This is a genomic window from Sagittula stellata E-37, from assembly GCF_039724765.1.
GTDB classification, from domain to species: domain Bacteria; phylum Pseudomonadota; class Alphaproteobacteria; order Rhodobacterales; family Rhodobacteraceae; genus Sagittula; species Sagittula stellata.
The window spans coordinates 164,837-182,397 of record NZ_CP155730.1 but is presented as its reverse complement, the minus strand read 5'-3'; the positions used below and the strand labels follow the sequence as shown (position 1 = coordinate 182,397).

Sequence of the window (17,561 nt, the reverse complement as noted above, 5' to 3'; positions counted from 1 at the left end):
GTGGCGACGCAAACAGCGACCCCTACCACTCCCTGCGCGGCGGTACGTCGCGCGGGCCCTACTTCAAGCCCGCCGATCTGTCCCAGGGACGCGAAACCCTGGATGAGGTGCTTGGTGGCAGTCCTTGGTCTCCGGCCATTCGCCGAACATCGGCGGTATCGGTGGCGGGGCGGCTCTGACCACCAAGGTGGCCATGCTGCCGCGCCCGGCCGATGCCGACGTCGATTGCTTCTTTCCGCAAGTGTCGATCGAGGACCGGAGGTCGACTTCAAACCCATGGTCCTCGCATGCGCCGCCGACTTCGGTCTGACCGGTCACGAAACCGGCGCCGACCTTGATGCCAACCGTGCCTCGCACTTCCGGATGGAGCCGATCCACAGTCTTGCTGCGCACGGCAAGACGCCTTGCAAAGGGCGAGGTGTTCGCCCCCAGAGTACCAGCTCCGGCACTTGAATTGCACCGGATCAATAGTATGTATACCATAGTATACCGAAAAGGACGCCTCCATGATCCCCGACATCTCCGAATGCATCACGCTCGCCAAAGTCGAACTTCAGGCCGCCAGACAACAGATCGCCGCAGAGATCTCCGGCTACCCGACGCCGATTTCCGGATGTGACGCCCAGTTCAACCATCTGCTTGCACAGCGCCAAAAGGTCAGCGCCGCATTACAGGCCCTGGAGTCCGAGCCTCACATTCCCACATCCAGGGAACCTTGATCGAAGGTCCATATCCTCGAAGCTGAGTTCGATACGTCGCGCGGAATGCCGCCCTGTGGGCGACCATCCGGTCACGAGGTGACGGTCTGGACGGATCCTGTCCCCGACGAACTGGCTTTGTCTCAACGCTTGGGAGAGGCTGAGGCGCTGGTCACTTTCCGATAGCGCAGGCCCGTGACGGCCGGACTGGTGGAGCGTCCGCCAAACGTGGGCCTGATCTCACAGCGCTGCGCCTACGCATCCGCCCTAAAGACTATCTTGACGCCTCTTTTCTTCATGTATAAAAATATGCTCATGCATATAGAAAGATCAAGGTGCGCTCTGTCCGCTATCGGTCATCCAATGACCTCCAGTTCGAAGGAGGCCGAAGTTGGCAAGCGGATCGACGTCAAGCCTTCGGCGCCGATGTTCGTGGTTGAGAGATGAACGCCACCCCGAGCGCCCATCAGCCACAGTCAGCTCATCTATTGAGGCCCGCATGAACACCGAAACGATCTTCACCCGATTCAGCCAGACGGTCGCACGGCAGGGTGATGCAGCCTTCCTGCATGTGCTGGATGAGACCGCAAAGGCATATGACATCCCGCCGGGTGAAATCAGCTACGCCGATATGGCGGACCGGGTGGAGCGTTGGCGCGAACGCCTTGCCGGGGCCGGATATGGCACAGGTCATCGCGTCGGTCTGCTGCTTGAAAACCGCCCGGTCTTTCTGGAGATCTGGCTGGCGCTGAACGCCCTCGGCGCTTCGGTGGTGCCGATCAATCCCGATCTGCGGCTGGCCGAGCTGGAGTATCTGGCCGAACACTCCGAAATGATCCTGGCCATCGTCCTGCCTTCCCGGCTCGACGAAATGGAGGCCGCCGTGAAAAAAACCGGTCTTCGCACCCTTGTCACAACGCCGGACGGGCCTCTGCCGCAGGCGATACGCCCCGCAACGGCTGACGCGCAGCCGGACACGCAGACCGAATGCGCCCTGCTCTACACGTCGGGCACCACAGGCAAGCCCAAGGGCTGCATCCTTTCCAACGAGTACTACCTCTATTCCGGTGACTGGTACGCCGAGGCCGGGGGCCACATCAGCCTGCGACGGTCTGGCGAGCGGATGCTCACCCCCCTGCCCGTCTTTCACATGAATGCGATGGCTGTCTCGGTGATGGCGATGATCACGGTGGGCGGCTGCCTGATCCTGCTCGACCGCTTCCACCCACGCAGCTGGTGGGCCTCGGTCCGTGACAGCGGCGCGACTGTGGTGCATTACCTTGGCGTCATGCCGCCCATGCTGATGCGGGCCGAGCCCTCCGAGGAAGACCGCAACCACAGCGTCCGCTTCGGCTTTGGCGCGGGCGTGGAACCCAAGCTGCATGCGCCCTTCGAAGAGCGCTACGGCTTTCCGCTGATCGAGGCATGGGCGTGCACCGAGACCGGGTCGGGCGGCGTCATCTGCGCCAATGAAGAGCCTCGCAAGATCGGAACCGCCTGCTTTGGCAGGCCTTCCGCCGAGGTGGAGGTGCGCGTTGTCGATGACACGGGCCAGGACGTCCCGCCGGGCTCTCGTGGCGAAATGCTTGTGCGGCGCGCCGGGGACAATTCCCGCTACGGCTTCTTCTCGGGCTATCTGAAGAACCAGGAGGCCACCGACGCGCTCTGGCAGGGCGGATGGCTGCACACCGGCGACGTGGTCCAGCAGGATGAGGACGGCGCGCTGCACTTCGTCGACCGCAAGAAGAACGTGATCCGCCGCTCGGGCGAGAACATCTCGGCGGTGGAGGTTGAATCGATCCTTGGCCGCCACCCCGAGATCGCCTCTTGCGCAGCGGCCGCCGCCCCCGACGACGTGCGGGGCGACGAAGTGGCCGCCTTTGTCATCCTCGACGGCGCAAAGGGGAACCGTGCCAAGGCAGAAGAGATCGTCAACTGGGCGCTGGACCAGATGGCCTATTACAAGGCCCCGGGCTGGATCGCCTTCGTCGATGCGCTGCCGCTGACCGCCACGCAGAAGATCCTAAGGGGTCAGTTGAAAGATCTCCTGGTGAAGACCTTCGAAGCGGATGGTTTCATCGACACCCGGCACCTGAAGAAGCGCAAGACCTGATGGGCAGGCAAAAACCCTATGACGGCGTTGCCGTCTGTGCCCCGGTCACCGTTCCGTATGTTCGGTTTTCCGAAAAGACCGCGCATTGGTGGACTGGCGGTGCCCTCAAGGCCCTGTCGCGCCGGACCGGTCTGGGGCCGACGGACTTCGACGGCTTCTGCTTTGCCAGCTTCTCGGCCGGGCCGGAAACGGTCGTCGGTATGGTCCAGCATCTGGGGCTTAGCCCGCGCTGGATGGATCACATTCCCACAGGGGGCGCGAGCGGCGTCATGGCCCTGCGGCGCGCGGCCCGTGCTGTCCAGGCGGGCGATGCCGAGGTGGTGGCCTGCGTCGCCGCCGACACCAACCAGATCGACAGCTTCCGCCAGACCTTGCAGGGCTTTTCGCGCTTTTCGCAGGATGCGACATACCCCTATGGCTTTGGCGGCCCCAACGCGACCTTCGCGCTAATCGCCGATCACTTCATGCAGGCCTACGGGGTGACGCGCGAGGACTTCGCCAAGCTCTGTGTCGCGCAACGCAGCAATGCGCTCTCCAACCCGCTGGCATTGATGAAAAAGCCGCTGACCCACGCGCAATATATGGAGGCCCGCCCCATCGCGGACCCGATCCACCTGTTCGATTGCGTCATGCCGTGCGCCGGGGCCGAGGCATTCATCGTGACAACGCCGGAAAAGGCCGAAGAGCTGGGCCTCTCCACCGCGCGGGTTGCCGCGACGATCGAGCGGCACAATGCATTTGCCGAAGATCCGGTTCAGGTGCGGGGAGGCTGGGCCCGCGACATCGACCATCTCTGGTCCGCCTCAGGGTTCGGCCCGCAAGAAATCGACACGGTGCAGGTCTATGACGATTACCCGGTGATCGTGGCCATGCAGCTTGCGGATCTTGGGTTCTGCGACAAGGCGGCCCTGTCGCGATTCATCGCCGAGACCGACTTTACCATCGCCGGCACGCTGCCGCTCAACACCAATGGCGGGCAGCTATCTGCCGGTCAGGCCGGGGCGGCGGGCGGCTTTCAGAACCTCACCGAAGGTCTGCGCCAGATCCTGCACGAGCCTCTGGGTGAACAGGTGCCCGAGGCCAGACGCGCCCTGATCTCGGGCTTTGGCCTGGTGAACTACGATCGCGGCGTCTGTACCGGGGCTGCCGCGCTGGAGCAGGAGGTGCTGCGATGACCGATCCGCTGACACCGCCGAAGAAAAAAGATCCGCTTGTCGTCACCCGCGCTGGCCATGTGCCCCCTGCCCTGCGCAGCCGAGCAGCCACGGCAATGGCGGCGCGCGCCGGTCTGGGACGGTTCGTGCTGCAGGTCTGTAGCGACTGCGGTCAGGCGACCTACCCCCAGCGCGACCGGTGCCCGGCCTGCTGGGGCGAGCTGAGCTGGAAAGACCGGCCAGACGGCGCGGTGATCGAAGCGGAGACGACCATCCGCAGCTCGATCGACCTCTTCTTCAAGCATCACCTGCCCTGGCGCATCGGGGCCGCGCGGCTGGATGCGGGGCCGATGGCGACCGTTCACCTGCACCGCGATGTGGGCCGGGGCGACCGCGTCAGGATCGCTCTGAAGCTCGACAGGGCCGGAACCCCGGCGCTTTTTGCCATGCCGGAACAGGAGACGCCGCATATGGCCGACGATCCACAACTGCGGGTCTTCACCGCCGACCCGAAATATCGGCGCATCCTCGTCACCGACGGGCGCACCGCGACCGGACAGGCGGTGGCCGAGGCCCTGCTCAAGGCTGGCGCCCGGACGGTGTTCCTTGGCAATGCCGACCCGCTGATGCGCTATCCGGGGCAAGAGCGGATCGAGGCCATGGACGGGATCGAGCCCGTGAAGCTGAACCTCACCGACACCCGCAGCGTCGAGACGCTTGCCGGGCAGCTCGGCGGGCGGGTGGAGATCGTCGTCAACACCGTCGGCTTTGCCCGCCCGGGCGGCGTCGGCTTTGGCGGCAAGCCCAGCGACCTGCACTCCGGGCTGGATCTCGAAGTGACCGGCCTCATGCGACTGGCTCAGGGCTTTGCCCCGGCGCTCTCTGCGCGGTCCGACGATGTCGAATGCTCTGCCGCCGCCTTCGTCGATATCGCATCCGTCCACGGCCTGACCGGGAGGGCGGGCTTTGCCGGAACCTCGGCTGCGGCCGCCGCGCGGCTGACGCTCCTTGCGAGCCTCCGGGGAGAGATGGCGCAGACCGGCATCCGCGTGATGTCGGTCCTGACCGGGCCGGTCGACGACGGCTGGCACCAGAACGTGCCGCCGCCCAAGACCGCGCCCGCACAGATCGCCCGCGCCGTCGTCACCGCCTTGCAGCAAGGGCAGGAAACCATCTGCGCCGACGAGGTGGCGAAAGATGTCCTGTCGCGCTGGCTGGACGACCCGCTTCTGACCATTCGAGAGGAAAACAGATGAGCAATACCGTGCTTTCAGACCTTGCCGTGGCGCTCGCCTCGGGCGATGTGCGCGTCGTCGATCTGACCAACACCCTGAGCCCGGATTTTCCGGTCATCGTGCTGCCTGCCGAGTTCGGCCAATGCCCCCCGTTCAAGATGGAGACCCTGTCGCGCTACGACGAGAACGGCCCGGCCTGGTACTGGAACAACATCTCTATGAACGAGCACACCGGTACCCATTTCGACGCCCCGGCGCATTGGGTGACGGGCAAGGACCTGCCTTCAAACACTGTGGATGCCATCCCGGCGCAGCGGTTCGTCGCCCCCGCAGTTGTGATCGACATCTCGGCCGAGGCAGCGGCGGATGCCGACTTCGTGCTCACCCGCGCCTTCCTTGAGGCCTGGGAGGCGGAAAACGGCACCATCCCCAAGGGCCATTGGATCGCCCTGCGCACCGACTGGTACAAGCGCGTCGGAACGCCGGAATATCTGAACCTGCTCGAAGACGGTGCCCATTCTCCGGGGCCCGACGCGGCAGCTGTCGAATTCCTCGTCCACGAACGCGACTGTGTGGGCCTCGCGGTCGAGACGGTGGGTACAGACGCCGGACAGGCTTTCGCCTTCAACCCGCCGCTGCCCGCCCATTCGATTTTGCACGGCAACGGCCGGTTCGGTCTGCAATGCCTGACCAACCTCGACAAGCTGCCGACCTTCGGCGCGATGATCGTCGCCTGCCCGCTCAAGATTGAAGGCGGCTCCGGCAGCCCACTGCGCGTGGTCGCCCTGGTGCAAGACACACGCGGATGACGAAGTCGGCGATCACCGGGGGAACTGCGGCGGCACCAGCTTTGGCGGCCTGACGACGTGACCTGCGCGATTTGAAAAGGAACAGCTGACATGAAGATCTTCTATCAAAGCTATGTCGATCACGAAAACGGCGCCACCTATTGGGAGCACCTGCGGGAAAATCTGGACGCGGCAAAGTCTCCGGGGACGACCGTCGAAATTCACGGCATCACCCCCTTCGACAGCTACGCGCACCCGCTTGTCGAATTCCGCTGCGCCCGCGAGATGATCGCCAATGCGATCAAGGCAGAGCGCGAGGGCTATGACGCCGTTCTGGTCGGGCATTTCCAGGATGCCGGGTTGTACGAGGCGCGCAGTGTCGTCGACATTCCGGTGATTAGTCTGGGCGAAGCGACGATGCTCTGGTGTTGCCAGATGGGCCAGCGGCTAGGGATCGTCACGATCAATCGCCGGTTCATCCCCTGGTTTCATCAGCAGATCGGCAAATATGGTCTGCGCGAACGGGTCACGGGCGTACATGCGATGCACTTCGAGCCGGGTCAGATCCTTGGCGCCTATGGCGACGCGGCCAAGGCTCAGGAGGTGAAGGCGCTGTTCGACGCGCAGGCCGAGCCTCTGGTGGCGCAGGGTATCGACGTAGTCATCCCGGGCGGCGGCATCCCGATGGTGCTGTTCTCGCAGTTTCACAATCACACCGTTGGCGATGCCCCGGTGATCAACGGCATCCCCATCGCGCTGAAGATGGCGGAAATGGCCGTCAGCCTGAAGCAGCTCAACGGCCAGTCGGTCAGCCGCACCGGAGACTTCGTGAAGGCGCCGCCGGAGGTGATCGAAGAGTTCCTGACCCATCCCAAGGGGCTGTAATCCGGAGGGATTTCCAGCTGCACCCCGATCCTGCGCCCCATCGGCGGCATGAGGACCGGGGCGCGCCCTCAGACTCTACGAAGCCGAGCGCGAGGCATCGTCGATGATGAACTGCCAACCCGCGTCGCCGAAATCGCGCAGAACCTCGATACCGCCGCCCGTCAGCGTCTGCACTTTCCCCTCGGGGTCCGTCAGTTCGAGTGTCCAGTGATTGGTCGAAAGCCCGATGTCCTGATGGACCACGTGGATGCGGTCGCCGATCTCGATCCTGGGCTTCAGGGCCAGAAGCTCGGCGTAATCGGCCTTTGTCGCCGCCTTGCCGATCCATTCGGCTCCGTCCGGATTGATGTAGGTGACGTCTTCGGCGTAGAGCGCGATCAACCCATCGAGGTCGCCCGCATTGAACCGGTCTTGCCACGCGTCATAAACCTTGTCGATGTCGGTGACAGGCGCTGTGTCGCTCGATGTCTGCGCAAAGAGCCCCGTAGCCGAGAGACCCGCGCCGCCGGCGAAAAGCCCGGTCCCGAGGAGGCGGAGAAACCCCGCGCGGGTCAGGCCGCCTGCCGCGGTCGCCGGCGTTTCACCAACCTCCGAAGGCCGTTCGTGGACCCTGTCCTTGATCGCATTCAACATCTCTCTGACCTCTCCGAGCATATCCAGCCAGAAGGCTAGTCACCGGCAAAAGCGCGGTCCATTTCGGATTGGGCCGATTATCATGCGCATTCGGTCAGCCGGAGACCGACCTGCCCTACCGCCCCGACACTTCGGTCGGACCAAGTCCTGTGTCTGACGCCCAAAAAAATGTCGGCATACCGGCTGTCGAAAAGCCCCGTAACCCAACCCTGCAAGGAAGAATGCCCTTCGCATGTAATATGCTAATCAATATTTTTACTTGTAAAATACATTCGATCCGTCCTTACTGGCATAGAAGGAATCGCAAGAAGAACATGAAAAAGGCCGCGTCGGGACAGCTTGGTTTCAGGCTCAAAAAGACAACGGCAGCGCTATCGGCCCTTCAAGATCTCATCCAAAGGGAGACAAAGTGATGATGACCAGAAACGCATTCTTGAAAGGCTTCGCCGCAGCCATCGCGACGGGCGCCTGCCTTGCCACACCATTGGCCGCCGAAGAAGTCACGCTGCGCGGCGTGAGCTGCTTTCCGATCGGCGCCCCTCCGGGCGTGCCCTTCGAAGAAATGGTAAGCGAGATCAACGAAAAGGGCAAAGGTGTCGTTCAGATCAATCTGCTGGGCGGCGCGCCCGCCATTGGCAGCCCGTTTCAGGTCGTGGAGCGTATGGCCCAGGGGGCCTATGACATCGCCGGTTGCCCCGAAGCCTTCTTCGGTAACATCATCCCCGAAGCCCCGGCACTTCGGCTTCAGGAGGTGACCTTTGCCGAGCTGCGCGAAAACGGCGGCATAGACTATTTTCAAGAGATTGCCGACAAGAAGAACGTCAAGTTCGTTGGCCGCCACCACGACGATGGCGCATTCAATCTGTTCCTCGCTGAAGGCAAGGCCATCGACAAAGCCGACCTGACCGGCCTCAACCTGCGGGTTTCGCCCGTCTACACCGCCTTCTTCAAGGCCCTCGGCGCGACGGTTCAGCGCTCTTCAATGCCCGAGGTCTACACGCTGATGGAAAGCGGCGCGGTGGACGGTTACGGCTGGTCGGTGCGCGGCATCTCTCCGTCGTGGATCCCGGTCACCAAGTATCGGGTAGAGCCCGGCGTCTATCGCGCCTCGATCCACACGGTCGCCAATCTGAACAAGTGGAACTCCCTGAGCGACGAGGCCCGCGCAATCCTCAATGACGTGGTGATCGGCATGGAGACGCGCATGGAGGGCACCAGCGACTACGCAAAGCAGCTGGACGAGGAAACCTTCAAGAAGCTTGCGGAAAGCGGCATCGAGACCATCACGCTCGAGGGCGAGGAAGCCGAGAAATGGGTCGGCATGGCGCGTCAAACCGCCTGGGACGAGTTCATCGAGCAGAACCCCGAAACCGGGCCGAAGCTGAAAGAGCTCTTCACAGCCGCCGACTGAGCCAATCCGATCCTGAAATCCGGCAGACCGTCCGCGCGGCGGTTTGCCGGCTGCGCCTTCAACACGAGCCGGAGACGTTCATGGCCTCGCTCATCGACAGATTCGAAATCCTCTTCGAAAAGTTCAATCTCTTTGTCGCCATCTGTGTAGCCGGTTCCATCGGGCTGTTTGCGGTGCTCGTCCCGTTCGATTTCTTCTCGCGCAAGCTTGGCCTGCGCGGGCTGGAATGGCTGAACGAAGGCGCGGAATACGGCCTCTACGCGGGCGTGTTCCTCTCGGCCTCCTGGGTCCTTTACAAGGGCGCCCATGTGCGGGTCGACATCCTTCTGACGGCGCTTCCGAAATGGGCGGCAAGGAAGGTCGAGCGCGCGGTGGATCTGTTCGGTGCGCTGCTGTGCTTCTGCATGGCCTACTTTGGCGCCAACGGCACGCTCAGCGCCTATGCCTTCGGATCGCTGCCCGACAAGGACCTGCAAGTCCCCAACTGGATTGTCCTCGCCGTCTTCACGGTCTCGTTCGTCATGCTCGCCATCGAGTTCCTCTACCGCTTTCGGCGGGCGGGGCAATCCGACCACAAAACCACGTCTGATATAGGGTTCTGATCATGGAATGGTATCTGGCCCTGACGCTGCTGCTTGGCGTCGTTTGCTTCTTTCTCTTCCTAGGCCTGCCCGTCGCCTTTGCATTCATGGCGGCCAACATCTTCGGCACGGCCCTGTTCATCGGCGGCCTCGCTGTCATGGGTGACTGGACGATTGCCTCTCTTTCGCTGCAGAGCATGCCGATGGAGTTCCACGAGGCGATATCCTATTCCCTTGCAACCATCGCGCTCTTCCTTCTGATGGGGGAAATCCTGCTCGAGACCGGCGTGGCCTTCAAGGCCATCGGCGCCATCGAGCGCCTGATCTCGCGCGTGCCGGGCCGGCTGTCCATCGTCTCCATCGTCGGCGGCACGGTGTTTTCCTCGCTCTCCGGCTCGACCGTTGCGAATACCGCGATCCTGGGCAAGGTGCTTTTGCCGGACATGCTCAGGCGCGGGTATCATCCGGCAATCGCCATGGGGCCGATCATGGCCGTGGGCGGCATTGCCATGCTGATCCCGCCCTCGGCTTTGGCGGTGTTGCTGGCCAGCATCTCGCAGAAATCCGTGGCCCTGCTGCTGGTGGCAGGGATCATCCCGGGTTTCCTGATGGCGATGAGCTTCTTCGCCTATGTCATCATCCGGTGCAGGCTCAACCCCGATCTGGCTCCTCCGTTCGAAACCGACTACAGCTACCTGGACCGGCCTTTGACCATCGCCATCAACAGCCGGCGCCGCACCCTGTGGTCGAGGACATACACCGGCCGTTGGTTGCGACCGGTGAACCGTTTTCTGCCGACGCTGCTCTACATCTTTCCACTGTTCAGCATTTTCGTTGTTGTCGTGGGCAGCATCCTGACGAACTTTGCGTCGCCGACCGAGGCCGCGGCCATGGGCTGCCTCGCGGCTTTCGGCGCGTGCCTGTTCTTCCGGCTGTTCAAGAACAGGATCACGATCACCGGCATCGAAGGCGCCGACTTCGGATGGGCCGAGATCGGCAAGGCACTGATGGAAACGGCGAAAGTGAACACGATGATCATCTTCATCATCGCCGGGTCGCTTGTCTTCACGCAGGCGATGGCCGTTTCCGGCGCCACGCAAGGATTGCTGAAAGCCGTCACCGCCCTCGATCTTTCGCCGCTCTCTGTGGTGCTGGTCATGATCGTCATCCTGCTCTTTCTCGGCGCCTTCATGGATCAGGTCAGCATGCTGCTGCTTACCTTGCCGTTCTTCCTGCTGGGGCCGTCCTCGCTTCAGGCGGTCTACGACATCGACCCGATCTGGCTCATGGTGCTGATCCTCATCACCATGGAGGTCGGGTTGTTGACGCCGCCCTTCGGGTTGTTGCTTTTCGTCATGCGTGGGGTTGCCCCGGATGGGATCAGGATCGGCCAGATCATCAATTCTGCGCTTCCCTTCATCCTGATCGAACTGGCCGTTCTCGGGCTTTTGATCCTCGTGCCCTCGGTCGCCACCTGGCTGCCGAGCCTGGTCAAGTAGCACCGCTGAAGAGACCCGTCGCCGAAAGCGCCCGCCAGCAAGGCGGTGGGCTTGCGGCGGCGGGGTTCAGCCCGCCCGACCCGAGCGCGCCATTGTCGTATTGGTAGGGCACAAGCCAAGACCCCTATCGCGCGAGATCGAAAGTGTCATCTCGCGCGGTGGGGGGCGTCGTTTCAGAGATTTGGGGATTGCAGAGTGCGGGCCACGCGGTCGAACGCCAGTCCTTGCCCGCAGCCGGGCCGGAGTCGAACGCGGCCCGCCGGTCATCCGGCCGGGCCGCATCCGGTCAGTGTCGTTCAGACATACTTGCCCGACAGCAGGGCACCACAACCCGGCACATGCGGCTTGAGGTTCAGCTTTGTCAGCATCTGGTGGGTCGTCGCCACAGCGGCGGAGACCACCGGGATGCCGCATTCGTCCTCGACCTTCTGGATCGCCGCCAGCGAGGGCATCTGAACGCAGGCCGACAGCACGAGCGCGTCGATGTTTCTGAGATCCGCGCTCTTGTAGATCTCGGTCAGGTTCATCGGGTCCTGCGCCGCGACCTCAAGGTTGTCGGGGATCTCCAGCGCGATGCTGTCGGAAACCTCGATCCCCTCCGCCGTGATGTAATCCGCAACCATGTCGGTCAGCGGGCGCATGTAGGGCGTCACGATCGACACCCGCTTGGCCCCCATCAGGTGCAACCCGTCGACCAGCGCACCAGCCGAGCTGACGACCGGCGCAGGATGGCCGTTGTCCACCGTCACCTGATGCAGGCGCGTCTGGCTTTCGCGGTGGTATCCCCGCCCCATCGACATGATGGCGACGAGACAGGCATAGCCCATCACGTCGACCGCCGCATCGCTGAGTTCCAGCGCGCAGCGGTCGCTATCCCTGTCCATCGCGGCAAGCTCTTCTTTCGTGACCTTCTTCATCCGCATCCGACTGGAATGAAAGGAAAACCGCTCCGGATAGAGGGTTTCCCGCGCGCGCAGCATCGCCGGGATCTCTCGTTCCATCGTCAGGTTTGACGAGGGCACGATCTGCCCGATCTTCAGGGTCTTGTGCATGTTGTCCACGTCAGTCCCCGATCTTCACCACGGGATTGCGCAGCACGCCGATGCCATCGACCCCGCATTCGATCACGTCGCCGGGCCACATCCACTCCTGCGGATCGCGTCCCGCGCCCACACCTGATGGCGTGCCGGTGGCGATGATGTCGCCGGGTTCCAGCGTGATGCCCGAGGAGATGTCGGAGATCAGCGTCGGGATATCGAACAGCAGGTGTTTGGTGTTGGAGCGCTGCTTTTCCTCGCCGTTCTTCTTGAGCCACAGCGTCAGGTCATGCGGGTCTGCCACATCGTCAGCGGTCACGATGGCCGGGCCGAAGGGACAATAGCTGTCCTGCCCTTTCGAGAAGATCCACTGCCCGGCGCGGCGGTTGTCGCGGGCGGAGACGTCGTTGATGACCGAATAGCCAAAGACATGGCTCATCGCGTCATCCTTCGAGATCCGCGTGGCGCGTTTGCCGATGATCACCGCAAGCTCCACCTCCCAGTCCAGCATCTGCGTCATCGACGCGTTGTGCTGGATCGGCTCACCGGTGGCGATCACGCTGGTCGGCGGCTTGGAAAACACCACGGGTTGCTTGGGCAGGTCCTTGGACGTGTCCAGCGATTTGGCGCTTTCGGCGACATGCTCGACATAGTTTAGGCCGATGCCGAAGATGTTCTTGCGCGGCCGCGGGATCGGCGCGAGCAGGCGCACGTTTTCCTCGGGTACAGCGATGCCGGGGGGCCGGGCACCTTCGGTCTCGGCCAGGGCGCGGTGGATCGCGGACAAAGCATCCGGCCCGAGGTCGATCAACGTCAGCATGTCCGAAGGCAGGGCGGTCCCGACCGCATCGCCCAGAAATTCCACGTCGATGACGAGACCGTCCAGCACGGCGCCAAGACGCCCCTCGGCGACGGCGCCGTCGCGGTAGGTAACGAGTTTCATATTTGATATCCTGTATTTAGCCAGTGACGACCTGATGGCCGCCGTTGTCCTCGAGAGCCTGCTCGGCGTAGAAGCCGAGCTTTCTCATGGTCGGCAGGTCGTGGAACGAGAACAGGCAGGCATCGTCGCCGCCTTGGGTGTTGCAATGCTCGTGCCACGTCCACGGCGGCACGCAGAAGATGTCCTTTTCCTTCCAGTCGAAGCGCTTGCCGCCGATCACGGAATAGCCTTCGCCCTTGGCCACCTGGTAGATGATGTTGCCGGTGTGGCGATGTGCCTTGGTGTGCTCGGACGCCCGCAAAAGCTGCATGTTCGCGCCCATGGTCAGCATCGGGTCGGCGCCGGTCTTGGGGTTGATATAGCGCATGATCACCCCGTCATAGGGCGAGCCATCGGTGACGCGGGCGTAGGCTTGCAGCGCCTCGTAAGTCTGGTCCCAACGGAACTTAAGCAGCGGCGAATAGGGCTGATCCCACTTGTCCAGCTCGGGCATCAGGGCCGGTGAGCCGTAGGTGGCGGGGCTATCGTCCAGCGGCAGGTTGGTGGTCTGGTAATCGTCGGGGTGGACTTCGTAAAAGTTCGCCTCGAGCGCGTTGGTCAGCGGAATGTCGAGCCCGTCCTGCCAAAGACAGGTGCTGCCGTCCTCCTCGATGCCGTGCTCGTGCCAGGTGCCATTGGGCGTCAGTACGAAGTCCTTGGCGCCGAGGCTCATCTTGTGCCCCTCGACGACCGTGTAGGCCCCGGTGCCTTCCATGATGAACCGCAAGGCCGAGGCCGCGTGGCGGTGCGCCCCGGCGCGTTCGCCTGCCTTCATCGTCTGGATGCCCGAGAACAGCCACCCGCAGGCCGCGCTGACCTCCTTGCGCTTGGGGTTGCGCAGGTAGACCACGCGCCGGCCCGCATCCTCGGGGCGCACCAGGTCGATGGCGCGCAGCACCTGCGGGCGCAGGTCTTCCCAGCGCCAGAGCACGGGGGCGGATGTGGGCGTCGGCTGCCAGGGTTCGATGGAGTTGGCAACGGTCCAGAGCGCGCCGGTCTCCTGCTTGGCCAAATCTTCGTAGTAGGCTTCCAGCTCGGGCGTATCGCGCACTCGCGCGCGGCCCAGAATGTCGTCTTCCTTGGCAATATCAGCCATGTCTTCCTCCTGCCTTGATTGGCTACTCTTGCTCGCTGTCGTCCGGCATCGGCGCAGCGTTTACGTCCGGCGTGGTGGCCGGATCGGTTTTCAGTTGAACGGCGGCTTGCGGCGCCTGATTTACCCTCAGGTCGAAGATATCGAAGCGGTTGTAGTAGCCGGTGATGTCATGCATCTGCTTGGGCTGAATGCATTTTCCCAAGTCGATCTCGGCATAGACGATGCCCTCGTCGTCGATCAGCCCGGGCACCACCTCGCGCCCATCAGGCCCGATGATCCCCGAATAGGCGCTCGACTTGCGCTCCAGCAGGGCCCGAGCATCGGGGCGGATCTTCTCCATCTCGGTGATGATCTCATCCGAAACCGTCGAGGTGGCGGTGATCGTGAAGACCTTGCCTTCGAAACTGTGCGACATGCTTCGCAGCTTGATCGCCTCGGCCATGTCGTAATCGGGCGGGGCCACCGGCAGCGAAATGTAGCTGGCCGTATGCACCAGCTCGCCCTGCGCCAGCAGAGTGAAGCGGGCGAGGGTGTTGGTGTTCTCACCACATGCCAGACCGCCCAGCGGGCCGATCGCGGTATCGTAGACCCTGAGGCTGGACCCGTCGCCGCCCGTCCAGGTCAGCTTCTCCGCCCAGGTCGGCACCAGCTTGCGGTGCTTGCCGAGGACCCCGCCATCGGGTCCGATGAACAACAGGGTATTGTACAAAGCGCCCAGCGACACGGGGCTGCGTTCGTTCAGGCCCATCACCACATAGCAATCATTCGCCTTGGCTGCGGCACGCACCCTGGCGATTTCCGGCCCGTCGGCAAAGACCGACGCGCGGACAAGCTCTTCAAACCACGCGCTGCCCGTCACCGGATCGGTGATCCAGTTCCAATAGGGGTATCCGGGGATGAAGACCTCCGGAAACACCACCAGACGCGCACCATTCGCCGCCGCCTCACCGATCAGGCTTGCCGCCTTTTCCACGGTCCGCCCGGCATCCAGATACACGGGGCTTGCCTGAACTGCTGCTGCCGTGAACCTTGGAAAATCATTCAATGGAAGCATGAGTGTCTTCCCCCTCTCGTTCGTTCGTCACGTGAAAATTCCCCTCAGGAGAGTCGGTCGGGGGCTACGCGGTAAGCGCGCGCCCGACCATCCGGGCCTCCCGTTAACAGATTGTTCTAACTTTGCTTTTCGCGGCGATTCTGAATTATTCACACGCCGGAGCAAACTGATCGTTGACTTACTTTACATATAAATCTATTCATTACCATACTTTTTTTGGGAGACTGCAATGGCCGAACGATCCTTTGCGAAAGAGGTAGAAGACCTGAAGCTGGGCGACGGTGATCTGTTCCGCGGCGAGGGGATTCTGGCGATCACAAAGGCCCTTCTGCAATCCGGCGTCGCTTATGTCGGCGGCTACCAGGGCTCGCCAATCTCTCACCTGATGGATGTGCTGGCCGACGCCAACGACATCCTCGACGATCTCGGCGTGGTCTTCCAAAGCTCAGCCAGCGAGGCCACGGCAGGCGCGATGCTGTCGGCCTCCGTCATGTACCCTCTGCGCGGCGCAGTGGCGTGGAAGTCGACGGTCGGCACCAACGTGGCCTCCGATGCGCTCTCCAACCTCGCTTCGGGCGGCGTGACCGGCGGGGCGATGGTCATCGTTGGCGAGGACTACGGCGAAGGCTCCTCGATCATGCAGGAGCGCACCCATGCCTTCGCGATGAAGTCGCAGATGTGGCTCCTCGATCCGCGCCCGGATCAGGCCTGCATGGTCAACCTGATCGAAAAGGGCTTCGAGCTGTCGGAGGCCTCCAACACGCCGGTCATGCTGCAAGTGCGGGTCCGCTCCTGCCACATGACGGGCGAGTTTGCCTGCAAAAACAACCAGCGCCCCAAGGTCTCCCTGCGCGAGGCGATGGACAACCCCAAGCGCGATCTCGGCCGCATCGTCCTTCCGCCCGCCGCCTACGAGCACGAGGTCGAGAAGATCAAGGTGCGCATGCCCACGGCCATCGACTTCATCCGCGACCACAAGCTCAACGAATTCTTCGGCCCGACCGGGGAAGAAAAGACCGGCAAGACCGGGCTGATCGTCGTCGGCGGCATGTATAACAGCACGATCCGCGCGCTTCAGTTCCTTGGGCTTTGCGACGCCTACGGCAATTCCCGCGTGCCGATTTACGTGATGAACGTGGCCTACCCCACGATCAAATCCGAGGTCGATGCGTTCTGCGAAGGCCTCGATGCCGTCCTGATGGTCGAAGAGGGCCAGCCCGAGTATATCGAGCAGTCCATCTCCACCATACTCGCCCGCTCCAAGAGCCCGACCGAGGTGCATGGCAAGGACTACCTGCCGATGGGCGGCGACTACACCGCCGCCGTGCTGACCGAGGGCATCGGCCGCTTCCTCGATGACCATGAACCCGCACAGCTCGGCAACCGCGCCCCGGTGCCCGATCCGGTCCCGATCCTGACCAACCCTGCCGTCGAGCGGCTGTCCGAGGTGGTGCCGGCGCGCCCGCCGGGCCTGTGCACCGGCTGCCCCGAGCGCCCGATCTTTGCCGCGATGAAGATGCTCTTCGAGGAAACCGGCACGCACCACGTTTCGGCCGACATCGGCTGCCACCTGTTCTCGATCCTTCCGCCCTTCAACCTCGGGGCCACCACCATGGGCTTCGGCCTCGGGCCCGCCTCGGCGGCGGCCTTCAACGTGAAGGGGGCAAAGCGGTCGATCTCGATCATGGGCGACGGCGGGTTCTGGCACAACGGGCTGACCAGCGGAATCGGCAATGCGGTGTTCAACAAGCACGACGGCGTCTTCGTCATCGTCGACAACTTCTATTCCTCCGCCACCGGCGGTCAGGACATCCTGTCGTCCCGCGCCGAGAACAAGCGCCGCAACACCAACAATTCCATCGTCGATGCGGTGAAGGGGATCGGTGCCAAATGGGTTCGCCAGGTCGATCACACTTATGACGTGACCCGCATGCGCGATGTGCTGAAGGAGGCGCTGACCACCGAGGCCGAGGGCCCCAAGATCATCGTGGCCTCCTCCGAATGTATGCTGAACAAGCAACGCCGGGTGAAGCCGCAGGTCGCCAAGGCGATCAAGGGCGGCAAGCGGGTGGTGAAGGAGAAATTCGGCGTCGATGAAGATGTCTGCACCGGCGATCACGCCTGCATGCGTCTGTCGGGCTGCCCCTCGCTCTCGGTCAAGGAATTGGACGATCCACTACGCGATGACCCTGTCGCCTCCATCGACGACACCTGCGTGGCCTGCGGCAATTGCGGCGAGGTCGCGGATGCCGCCGTGCTCTGCCCCTCCTTCTTCCGTGCCGAAGTCACCCACAACCCCAGCGCATGGGACAGGTTCGGCGCTCGGTTCTCCGGTTCGGTGATCCGCTTCCTGCAAACCCGCCGCGAAAAGCGCGCAGTCAGTTTCGAGGTCTAG

The 17,561-nt window shown here is 63.1% G+C and carries 16 protein-coding genes; 11 read left to right on the top strand and 5 right to left on the bottom strand.

Translation table 11 applies throughout. From position 1 onward, the window contains the following. Positions 1-187: 187 nt before the first annotated feature. The 7 genes from ABFK29_RS25190 (at position 188) to ABFK29_RS22280 (ending at position 6,873) form a co-directional block, all read left to right on the top strand. A complete protein-coding gene (locus tag ABFK29_RS25190; protein WP_415857464.1) occupies positions 188-310 on the top strand; it encodes a hypothetical protein in 123 nt (40 codons plus the stop codon). A 196-nt stretch (positions 311-506) separates the two neighbouring features. Continuing rightward, positions 507-719 carry a hypothetical protein gene (locus ABFK29_RS22305; RefSeq protein ID WP_005861848.1) on the top strand — a complete coding sequence of 71 codons (213 nt, stop codon included), beginning with the start codon at positions 507-509 and terminating at the stop codon, positions 717-719. 478 nt (positions 720-1,197) lie between these two features. Further along, positions 1,198-2,811 (top strand): AMP-binding protein, encoded by a 1,614-nt coding sequence (locus tag ABFK29_RS22300; RefSeq protein WP_005861852.1) that lies wholly within the window; start codon positions 1,198-1,200, stop codon positions 2,809-2,811. Beyond that, on the top strand, positions 2,811-3,986 hold the full coding sequence (locus tag ABFK29_RS22295; RefSeq protein ID WP_005861854.1) for a thiolase family protein: 1,176 nt from the start codon (positions 2,811-2,813) through the stop codon (positions 3,984-3,986). Before ABFK29_RS22300 ends, ABFK29_RS22295 begins: the two co-directional genes overlap by 1 nt. Further along, on the top strand, positions 3,983-5,221 hold the full coding sequence (locus ABFK29_RS22290; protein ID WP_005861856.1) for an SDR family NAD(P)-dependent oxidoreductase: 1,239 nt from the start codon (positions 3,983-3,985) through the stop codon (positions 5,219-5,221). Before ABFK29_RS22295 ends, ABFK29_RS22290 begins: the two co-directional genes overlap by 4 nt. Beyond that, entirely contained in the window at positions 5,218-6,009 is a 792-nt protein-coding gene (locus ABFK29_RS22285; protein ID WP_005861858.1) for a cyclase family protein, read from the top strand. Before ABFK29_RS22290 ends, ABFK29_RS22285 begins: the two co-directional genes overlap by 4 nt. 90 nt (positions 6,010-6,099) lie before the next feature. Further along, positions 6,100-6,873 (top strand): aspartate/glutamate racemase family protein, encoded by a 774-nt coding sequence (locus ABFK29_RS22280; RefSeq protein WP_005861860.1) that lies wholly within the window; start codon positions 6,100-6,102, stop codon positions 6,871-6,873. Positions 6,874-6,948: 75 nt separating this feature from the next. Here the strand turns inward: ABFK29_RS22280 and ABFK29_RS22275 are convergent, their stop codons facing one another. Then, the gene (locus tag ABFK29_RS22275; RefSeq protein ID WP_005861862.1) at positions 6,949-7,506 is read right to left on the bottom strand and encodes a YybH family protein; all 558 of its coding nucleotides are present in this window, start codon (positions 7,504-7,506) and stop codon (positions 6,949-6,951) included. Positions 7,507-7,918: 412 nt separating this feature from the next. Here ABFK29_RS22275 and dctP point away from each other — a divergent pair, with 412 nt between their 5' ends. The 3 genes from dctP to ABFK29_RS22260 all read left to right on the top strand — a co-directional run bounded on the left by dctP (position 7,919) and on the right by ABFK29_RS22260 (position 10,997). Then, positions 7,919-8,917: a TRAP transporter substrate-binding protein DctP gene (gene dctP, locus ABFK29_RS22270; RefSeq protein ID WP_005861864.1), complete on the top strand. Its 999-nt coding sequence runs from the start codon at positions 7,919-7,921 to the stop codon at positions 8,915-8,917. A gap of 80 nt (positions 8,918-8,997) precedes the next feature. After that, positions 8,998-9,519 carry a TRAP transporter small permease gene (locus tag ABFK29_RS22265; protein WP_005861866.1) on the top strand — a complete coding sequence of 174 codons (522 nt, stop codon included), beginning with the start codon at positions 8,998-9,000 and terminating at the stop codon, positions 9,517-9,519. 2 nt (positions 9,520-9,521) lie between these two features. Beyond that, complete coding sequence (locus ABFK29_RS22260; protein ID WP_005861868.1) at positions 9,522-10,997, top strand: TRAP transporter large permease; 1,476 nt, start codon at positions 9,522-9,524, stop codon at positions 10,995-10,997. A 296-nt stretch (positions 10,998-11,293) separates the two neighbouring features. Here the strand turns inward: ABFK29_RS22260 and ABFK29_RS22255 are convergent, their stop codons facing one another. From ABFK29_RS22255 to ABFK29_RS22240, 4 genes are read right to left on the bottom strand one after another with little or no spacing between them, the layout of a single operon-like run. Continuing rightward, on the bottom strand, positions 11,294-12,049 hold the full coding sequence (locus ABFK29_RS22255) for a maleate cis-trans isomerase family protein (protein ID WP_005861870.1): 756 nt from the start codon (positions 12,047-12,049) through the stop codon (positions 11,294-11,296). A 10-nt stretch (positions 12,050-12,059) separates the two neighbouring features. Continuing rightward, entirely contained in the window at positions 12,060-12,977 is a 918-nt protein-coding gene (locus ABFK29_RS22250) for a fumarylacetoacetate hydrolase family protein (protein WP_005861871.1), read from the bottom strand. Between the two features lie 16 nt (positions 12,978-12,993). Beyond that, on the bottom strand, positions 12,994-14,112 hold the full coding sequence (locus tag ABFK29_RS22245; protein ID WP_005861873.1) for a cupin domain-containing protein: 1,119 nt from the start codon (positions 14,110-14,112) through the stop codon (positions 12,994-12,996). A 22-nt stretch (positions 14,113-14,134) separates the two neighbouring features. Next, positions 14,135-15,157 carry a carbon-nitrogen hydrolase family protein gene (locus tag ABFK29_RS22240; RefSeq protein ID WP_430459351.1) on the bottom strand — a complete coding sequence of 341 codons (1,023 nt, stop codon included), beginning with the start codon at positions 15,155-15,157 and terminating at the stop codon, positions 14,135-14,137. A 238-nt stretch (positions 15,158-15,395) separates the two neighbouring features. Here ABFK29_RS22240 and ABFK29_RS22235 point away from each other — a divergent pair, with 238 nt between their 5' ends. Further along, positions 15,396-17,561 (top strand): indolepyruvate ferredoxin oxidoreductase subunit alpha, encoded by a 2,166-nt coding sequence (locus ABFK29_RS22235; protein WP_005861877.1) that lies wholly within the window; start codon positions 15,396-15,398, stop codon positions 17,559-17,561.

Coding starts and splice junctions, on each gene's coding strand:
- ABFK29_RS22305 (WP_005861848.1), top strand. CDS start 507: ATGATCCCCGACATCTCCGAATGCATCACGCTCGCCAAAGTCGAACTT.
- ABFK29_RS22300 (WP_005861852.1), top strand. CDS start 1,198: ATGAACACCGAAACGATCTTCACCCGATTCAGCCAGACGGTCGCACGG.
- ABFK29_RS22295 (WP_005861854.1), top strand. CDS start 2,811: ATGGGCAGGCAAAAACCCTATGACGGCGTTGCCGTCTGTGCCCCGGTC.
- ABFK29_RS22290 (WP_005861856.1), top strand. CDS start 3,983: ATGACCGATCCGCTGACACCGCCGAAGAAAAAAGATCCGCTTGTCGTC.
- ABFK29_RS22285 (WP_005861858.1), top strand. CDS start 5,218: ATGAGCAATACCGTGCTTTCAGACCTTGCCGTGGCGCTCGCCTCGGGC.
- ABFK29_RS22280 (WP_005861860.1), top strand. CDS start 6,100: ATGAAGATCTTCTATCAAAGCTATGTCGATCACGAAAACGGCGCCACC.
- ABFK29_RS22275 (WP_005861862.1), bottom strand. CDS start 7,506: ATGTTGAATGCGATCAAGGACAGGGTCCACGAACGGCCTTCGGAGGTT.
- dctP (WP_005861864.1), top strand. CDS start 7,919: ATGATGACCAGAAACGCATTCTTGAAAGGCTTCGCCGCAGCCATCGCG.
- ABFK29_RS22265 (WP_005861866.1), top strand. CDS start 8,998: ATGGCCTCGCTCATCGACAGATTCGAAATCCTCTTCGAAAAGTTCAAT.
- ABFK29_RS22260 (WP_005861868.1), top strand. CDS start 9,522: ATGGAATGGTATCTGGCCCTGACGCTGCTGCTTGGCGTCGTTTGCTTC.
- ABFK29_RS22255 (WP_005861870.1), bottom strand. CDS start 12,049: ATGCACAAGACCCTGAAGATCGGGCAGATCGTGCCCTCGTCAAACCTG.
- ABFK29_RS22250 (WP_005861871.1), bottom strand. CDS start 12,977: ATGAAACTCGTTACCTACCGCGACGGCGCCGTCGCCGAGGGGCGTCTT.
- ABFK29_RS22245 (WP_005861873.1), bottom strand. CDS start 14,112: ATGGCTGATATTGCCAAGGAAGACGACATTCTGGGCCGCGCGCGAGTG.
- ABFK29_RS22235 (WP_005861877.1), top strand. CDS start 15,396: ATGGCCGAACGATCCTTTGCGAAAGAGGTAGAAGACCTGAAGCTGGGC.